General features: G+C 69.8%; 5 protein-coding genes and 1 pseudogene. 2 read left to right on the top strand and 4 right to left on the bottom strand.

The features are described from left to right. The 3 genes from H5J26_RS26415 to H5J26_RS26405 form a co-directional block, all read right to left on the bottom strand. Positions 1-348, bottom strand: a 348-nt coding sequence (locus tag H5J26_RS26415) for a hypothetical protein (RefSeq protein ID WP_181768479.1), incomplete at its 3' end; no start/stop codon positions are given. 314 nt (positions 349-662) lie between these two features. After that, a complete protein-coding gene (locus tag H5J26_RS26410) occupies positions 663-3,239 on the bottom strand; it encodes an ABC transporter permease (RefSeq protein WP_181768478.1) in 2,577 nt (858 codons plus the stop codon). Next, positions 3,236-4,057, bottom strand: a complete 822-nt coding sequence (locus H5J26_RS26405; protein ID WP_181768477.1) for an ABC transporter ATP-binding protein — start codon at positions 4,055-4,057, stop codon at positions 3,236-3,238. The genes H5J26_RS26410 and H5J26_RS26405 overlap by 4 nt, the downstream gene beginning before the upstream one ends. Before the next feature lie 391 nt (positions 4,058-4,448). Here H5J26_RS26405 and H5J26_RS26400 point away from each other — a divergent pair, with 391 nt between their 5' ends. After that, positions 4,449-4,913 carry a DUF485 domain-containing protein gene (locus tag H5J26_RS26400; protein ID WP_181768476.1) on the top strand — a complete coding sequence of 155 codons (465 nt, stop codon included), beginning with the start codon at positions 4,449-4,451 and terminating at the stop codon, positions 4,911-4,913. Beyond that, positions 4,910-6,523: a cation acetate symporter gene (locus H5J26_RS26395; protein WP_309238077.1), complete on the top strand. Its 1,614-nt coding sequence runs from the start codon at positions 4,910-4,912 to the stop codon at positions 6,521-6,523. Before H5J26_RS26400 ends, H5J26_RS26395 begins: the two co-directional genes overlap by 4 nt. A 65-nt stretch (positions 6,524-6,588) precedes the next feature. Here H5J26_RS26395 and H5J26_RS26390 read toward each other — a convergent pair. Beyond that, positions 6,589-7,121, bottom strand: a pseudogene (locus H5J26_RS26390) (cellulose-binding protein); the annotation flags it as partial.

The following is a 7,121-nucleotide window of genomic DNA, read 5'->3' as shown; positions in this document are numbered from 1 at the left end:
CAGGTGGAGAACGAGGGGCCCGTGGACGGTGAGGCGGCGGCCGACGGTGTCGGAGCGGGGCGAGAGCCGCTCGTGCGGCAGCGTCTCCCAGGACGGGTACTCCACCACGCCCTCGGGCGGCAGCAGCGAGCGCAGCGACTCGGTCAGGTCCTCCGCCTCGCGCCCGGTCGCGGTCACGGCGAGCACCGGACGGCCCGAGGAGCGGGCGAGCGCAGCGATGGCGAAGGGACGCGCCGCGGTGGGACCGACCAGGTCGACGTGCTGCCGGTTTCCGTCGGCGGCGGCCTTGACGGCCTCCTCGAGCGCGGAGTCATGGGCGACGGCGTCGAGCAGTCCGGTGAGACTCATGTGGGGGCTTCCCGTCAGGGGGTGGGCAACGCGAAAGCCCGGCAACGACTCGGGTGGACGTTCCGGGTCCTCCAGGGTACGTCCGGACGCCGACAGCCCGGGACGGAACGGACCGGGCTGCGACCTGGTCCGGGCCTGACGGGATCAGGGGCTTCAGGGCTCCAGGGGACGAGCCCGGTGCGGGGCGGCCTGTGGCGCCGCGTGAACGGTGCCCTACGCGACGAACGGAGTCCCCGGTGAGCACCTGGGCGCTCACCGGGGACTCCGCATCGGGCCGTTCCTCGTGCCCGTTCCTTCCGTCGTGCTCGGTCGCCCTACTCGGTCGCGATGGCGTTCAGTACGTTCATGCGCCCCGCACGGAAGGCCGGGACCAGCGCCGCGACCAGACCGACAAGGGCCGAGCCGATGAAGACCGAGCCGATGGTCGGCCAGGGGATCTCCAGGATCTTCAGCCCCTCCAGCGCCAGCAGTTTCTGTGCTGCGGCTCCCCAGCACATGCCGAGTCCGAGGCCCAGCATCGCGCCGAAGAGGGCGATGACGACCGACTCGAGCCGGATCATGCGGCGCAACTGCCGCCGTGAGAGGCCGATGGCTCGCATCAGCCCGATCTCACGGGTGCGTTCGACGACCGAGAGGGCCAAGGTGTTCACGACGCCCAGCACGGCGACGATGATCGCCAGTGCCAGCAGCCCGTAGACCATGTTGAGCATCTGGCCGACCTGGTCCTGCAGGGTCTGCTTGAAGTCCGCCTGGTCCCGGACCTGGTACTGCGGGTAGGGCTTCATCTCCTTCTTCAGCGCCGTGTACGCGGCGTCCTCCTGGCCGTCCTTCGCCGAGCCGAACATGATCGTGTTCGGAGGCACCTGGCCGGCCGGGAGGTAGCGGCGTGCGGTGGCGATGTCGGTGTACATCGAGCCCTTGTCGACGCTGCTGTCGTCGGAGGTGACCGCGGCCACGGTGAGCTTCGCCGTACGGCCGCTGCCGAAGGCCACCTTCAGGGTGTCCCCGACCTTGACGTCGTTCTTCTTGGCGTAGGCGTCACCGACCGACATCGAGTCACGGTCGTAGGCCGCGTCCAGGTCGCCCGACTTCGTCTCCCGCCGCAGGTCCCTCATGTAGGAGGGGTCGGTCGCGGTGAGCTGGGCACCGTCGGGCTTGCCTCCGGGTGCGGTGATGCGGGCGTTGACGATCTTGTACGAGGTGACGGTCTCCAGGTTCTTCGACGCCTTGAGCTTCTTCTCCACGGTGCGGGTGATCGGCTGGCCGTTGCCGGACTGGATGATGAAGTCCGCCCCGACCGAACGGTCCAGCTCCTTCGTGGCCGAGGCGACCATCGAGGAGCCGACGACCGAGAGCGAGGCGACGAGCGCCAGCCCGATCATCAACGCGGCGGCTGTGGCGCCCGTACGGCGTGGGTTGCGCAGGGCGTTGCGTTCGGCGAGGCGGCCGACCCGTCCGAAGGGCCGCAGCGTCACCACCGACAGCACCCGCACGAGCCCGCCGGCCAGCAGAGGCCCGACGACGATGAAGCCGATCAGCGTGAGGACCACGCCGACGCCCAGCCACACCGATCCCTCTGCCGCCTTCTCGGCCTTCGTGGCCGCGTACAGGCCCGCTCCTCCGCCGCCGCAGAGCAGGACGCCCAGCACGCCGCGAAGCGCACCGGCCTTGCCGTCGGCGGGAGTTCCCGCGTCCCGCAGCGCGGCCATCGGGGAGACCCGCCCCGCGCGGCGTGCCGGGAGATAGGCCGCGAGCATCGTGACGAGGATGCCCAGGACGAGACCGGCCACGGGAGTGGTCCAGGCGATCGTCAGCTCCGAGGTGCTGAGGTTCATCCCCAGGTAGCCCATGAGCTCCATCAGCCCTATGGCCAGGCCCACTCCGGCGCCCACGCCCAGCACCGAGCCGGCGACGCCCAGCAGCAACGCCTCGATGAGGACGGACCTGTTGACCTGCCTGCGGCTGGAGCCGATGGCGCGCATCAGCCCGATCTCGCGGGTGCGCTGCGCGACGAGCATCGAGAAGGTGTTGACGATGAGGAAGATGCCGACCAGCAGGGCGATTCCGGCGAAGCCGAGCAGCGCGTACTTCATCACGTCCAGGAAGGAGCCGATCTGGTCCCGGCTGGAGTCCGCGGCCTCCTTCTGCGTCTGGTACGTGTAGGTGTCCGCGCCCAGCGACGCCTTCACGTTCTTCTTCAGCAGGCCGTGCGTCACCCCGCTGTCGGCGCTTACGGCGAGGCCGGTGTAGGCGCCGGTGGCCCCCAGCAGCTTTCGCTGTGCCGTCTCCGTGTCGAAGTAGACGATGGCAGCACCGGGGTTGGTGACCTGGAACGTCGCGATGCCGGAGATCTTCGCCGTGAAGTCGCCGGTCACCGTGATGGTGCGCAGCTCGTCGCCCAGTTCCAGCTTGCGCTTCTTCGCGGTGTCGGCGTCGACCATGACGTCTGCCGGCCCTCGGGGCGCGCGCCCGGAGGTGATCTCCATCGTCCTGCGGTCGCCCACCGTCCAGTTGCCTGCGATGGTGGGCGCGCCCGTCGAGGAGCCGACGTTCTTGTCGTCCTCGTCGACGACGGTGACCTTCTCGCTGGAGACGACGCCTTCGGCGGACTTCGCACCCTCGGCGCTGCGCGCCTTGCTCAATGCGGAGGCGGGAACCGTCGGGGGCTTGTCGGTCTCCTGGCGCGAGTCGCGGTCCTTCGACTTCTTCGCACTGACGGTGACGTCCGCCGAAGTGGCCGCGAAGAGCTTGTCGAAGGTGGTGTTCATCGTGTCGGTGAAGACCAGCGTCCCGCACACGAACGCGACGGAGAGCAGGACGGCGACGGCGCTGAGCGCCATTCTTCCCTTGTGCGCGAAGAAGTTGCGCAGCGATGCCTTGAAGACGGTCACGGCCTGCTCCCGTTCGCGCCGAGCTCCCCAGCGGTGTGCGGGGTGTTGGCAGCGAGGCGCAGCATCTTGTCCAGCACCGCCTCCGCTGTCGGGCGGTTCATCTCGTCCACGATGCGGCCGTCGGCGAGATACAGCACGCGGTCGGCGTAGGCGGCCGCGACCGGGTCGTGGGTGACCATGACGACCGTCTGACCGAGCTCGTCCACGGAGCGGCGCAGGAAGCCCAGCATCTCGGCGCCGGCGCGGGAGTCGAGGTTGCCGGTGGGCTCGTCACCGAAGATGATCTCCGGCCGGGCGGCCAGGGCGCGGGCGACGGCGACGCGTTGCTGCTGGCCGCCGGAGAGCTCGCTGGGCCGGTGCTTGAGCCTGTCCGAGAGCCCCACCGTCTTGATGACCCGCTCCAGCCACTCCTTGTCGGGCTTGCGCCCGGCGATGTCCATGGGGAGCGTGATGTTCTCCAGGGCGTCGAGCGTCGGCAGCAGGTTGAACGCCTGGAAGATGAAGCCGATCCGGTCGCGGCGCAGCCGCGTCAGCTTCTTGTCCTTCAGGCCGGTGATCTCCTGCTCCCCGACCCAGATCCGGCCCTCGGTCGCCGAGTCCAGACCTGCCAGGCAGTGCATCAGCGTCGACTTGCCGGAGCCGGACGGCCCCATGATCGCGGTGAACGCGCCACGGGCGATCTCGACGTCGACGTGGTCGAGCGCCGTCACGCGGGTCTCCCCCGACCCGTAGGACTTCACCAACTGCCGGGCGGCGGCGGCCACAGCCGAACGTGCCCCGCTGCCCCCGCTCCTGGGGTTCGCTACAGCCGTAGTCACGGTGTCTCCTCACTCAGTGTCCTTCGGCGCGGGATGGGCGCCCGGCCGCGGTGCACATCCGAGCTTTCCGGACAGCGGCCTGCGCCGCGATGGTGCCCGTACGCGTCTGCGAGCGGGGGTTACCCCCACCCGATGTGCGGGGCTCGTTCTGCAACAAGAGCCTAAAGAAGGACTTGCGCCGCCTCCTCCTGCGGAGGGACGAAAACGACACCCCGAATGCGGGGGAGCTCAACGGGGCTCCCCCTAGGGGGTGTTCACCGGCCTGGGATTACCGTAAGTAACGATGTGGGGATTGTGACAAGGTTCCCCCGGGCCCTTCCATACCGATGACACTCGCCAGTAACGTGCGGTCAACCTCGGGCTTTCGGCTCCGTGCAAGGGGGAACCTCGCATGTCGTCCAACACCCATGATCAGTATGAGTGGTTCGGCGACTACGGACAGTACCCGCCGCGTCCCGGTCATCCCCCGCAGCCCGGGCACCCTCCGCGGCCGTTCCATCCGCCGCGGCCCTCGCACCGTCCGCCGCCCGCCAGTCCTCCCAGAGTCCCGGCGCGCGACAACACCGAACTCCTCCGGCTGCGTTCCGCATACCGCTGGCTGCGCCGCACCATGACGGTGACCGTCCTCGCCTACTTCATCGGCTACCTCGCCATGGCCGCGTACCTGCCCGGCCTCATGGACACGCCGCTGTTCGGAGCGCTCAACCTCGGAGTCTTCCTCGGGCTGATGCTGATCCCGCTGACGGTGCTCGCGGTCGTCTCCTACGAACTGATCGCCCGCTCCACGATCGACCCCGCAGCCCACCGCGTACGCATAGCCGACGCCGAGCGACGCGAAGGTGAGGAGAGCCGGTGAACTCCGTCGACTCCACTTCCCAGTCACTGTCCTTCGCCATCTTCGCCGCGCTCGTCAGCGTCACGATGCTGCTGTGCGTCATGACCAGCGCCGAACGCGACGACCTGGACGAGTTCTACACCGGCTTCCGCACGCTCGCCCCGCTGCGCAACGGCCTGGCCATCGCCGGCGACTACATCTCCGCGGCGACGGTGCTCTCCACGATCGGCATCATCGCCCTCGCCGGCTTCGACGGCCTCGTCCTCGCCCTGAGCACCGCGCTCTCCCTGTTGCTGCTGATGGTGCTGCTGGCCGAACCCCTGCGCAACGCGGGCCGGTTCACCATGGGCGACGCCCTCACCCACCGCGGCGCCAGCCGCAAGGTGCGCCTCGCGGCGAGCGCCGTCACGCTGGCGGCGCTGCTCCCCCTGATGGTCTTCCAGCTCTCCGGCGCGGGGCACCTCGTCACGCTCGTCCTCGGCTTCGAGGGCTCCTCCGTGCGTACCGCCGTCATCATCGCGCTCGGCCTGCTGATGATCGGATACGCCGCCATCGGAGGCATGAAGGGCACGGCGCTGATCCACATCATCAAGCTCGTGGTGCTCCTCGGGGCGTCGCTGCTGCTCGCCCTGCTCGTCATGGACAAGGTCGGCTGGGACGTGTCCCGGCTGATGACTCTCGCCGACGCCCGCAGCGGCAGAGGTGACGCCTACTCACGTTCCGGACTGCTGATCGAGGCCACCTCGATCGGCAAGGTCGACCTGGTCTTCAGCGCGCTGACGGTCGTCTTCGGCGCGGCCTGCCTCCCGCACGTGACGATGCGCATGTTCACCGCGAAGGACGCACCCGCCATCCGCAGGGCCATGTCCTACGCGGTGACGATCATGGCCGTCTTCGTCCTCCTCATCGCCATCATCGGCGCGGGCGCCACGGCGCTGCTCGGACGCGACATCATCGAAGCAGGCGGCCCCCAGGGCAGCACCGCGATCCTCCAGCTCAGCCAGGCGATCCTCGCGGACTCCGAGGCGCTCTCCACGCTCGTCTTCACCACGGTCGCCACGGCGGTCTTCCTCACCCTGCTCTCCTCGGTCGCGGGCATGATCCTCGCCTGCGGCAACTCCCTGGCCCACGACCTGTACGCACACGTGGTGGCCCGCCGGAGGGACGAGCCCTCACCACGACACGAGCTGCGCCTCGCCCGGCTCGCCGCCTTCGCCGTCGGCCTGCCGGCCATCGCCCTCGCGGTGCTCGTCCAGGACAAGGGGCTCCGGGCGCTGATCATCCTCTCCTTCTGCATCAGCGCCTCCGCCATCGCCCCGGCCCTCGTCTACGGACTGTTCTGGCGCCGCTTCACCCGCGCCGGCATGCTGGGCTCCCTCATCGGCGGCACGGTCTCGGCGGTCGTGGTGATGGCCTTCTCCACCACGGTCTCCGGAACGCCCCAATCGCTCTTCCCCGACGCGGACTTCGACATCTTTCCGCTCACCACGAGCGGCCTGATCAGCATGCCCGTCGGCTTCCTGCTGGGCTGGGCCTGCACCTTCCTCAGCAGCCCGGAGGCACAGGAGCGCCAGCGCCACGAGTACGCGGCGAAGGAACCCCGCCTCCTCGCCGGAACGCGACGTGGCTGAGCGCTTCGACAGCGCTCCGCCGGCGACGGGCGAACCGGCCGCCGCCGGGAACGTGCCCGGAGCGCTCAGCGCACCCGGCCCCTCATCTGCCCCGGAAGGCTGACCACTTCACCCCGTTCGGAATCACGCCACGGCAGGCTTCCCGCCGCCGAATCGCGGTCCTGCTCGTGCGCCGGCTCCTGCTCCGCGGCCCGGCCCGTCAACGACGCCAGGGTGCTCCGCACCCGCGCCATGTGCCGCCTCATCTGCTCGGCCCGCTCGGCGTGTTCACGCAGTTCCCGACCCGTCTCACGCTCGACTCCCTCCTCGCGTACACGCGCCGCCGCGATCAACTCGGCCCCGCGCGCGGAAGCCTCCTCCTGCCAGCGCCGCGCGGCCTCCTCCGCCTCCGCACGTTCACGCCTCGCAACCGCCAGCAGCCGCTCGCCACGCTCGGACAGCTCACCGACGTACGCCTCGAAGGCCCGCTCCCGCTCGGCGAGTTCGCGGTCCGCCTCCTCCCGCGCCACCTCCTGGGCCCGCTCCTGCCCGGCCACCGACTCCGCACAGCGCCGCGACACCTCCCGCAGAGTCGCCTCCGCGGCGGTGCGCACCTCGT

The sequence above is a fragment of the Streptomyces albidus (ex Kaewkla and Franco 2022) genome (assembly GCF_013870515.1).
Taxonomy (GTDB): domain Bacteria; phylum Actinomycetota; class Actinomycetes; order Streptomycetales; family Streptomycetaceae; genus Streptomyces; species Streptomyces albidus.
The sequence above is the reverse complement of the archived record's forward strand: the minus strand, read 5'-3'. Positions and strand labels throughout refer to the sequence as shown.

Bases quoted from the DNA above. Each gene is read 5' to 3' on its own strand.
- H5J26_RS26400 (WP_181768476.1), top strand. From the start codon at position 4,449: ATGTCGTCCAACACCCATGATCAGTATGAGTGGTTCGGCGACTACGGA.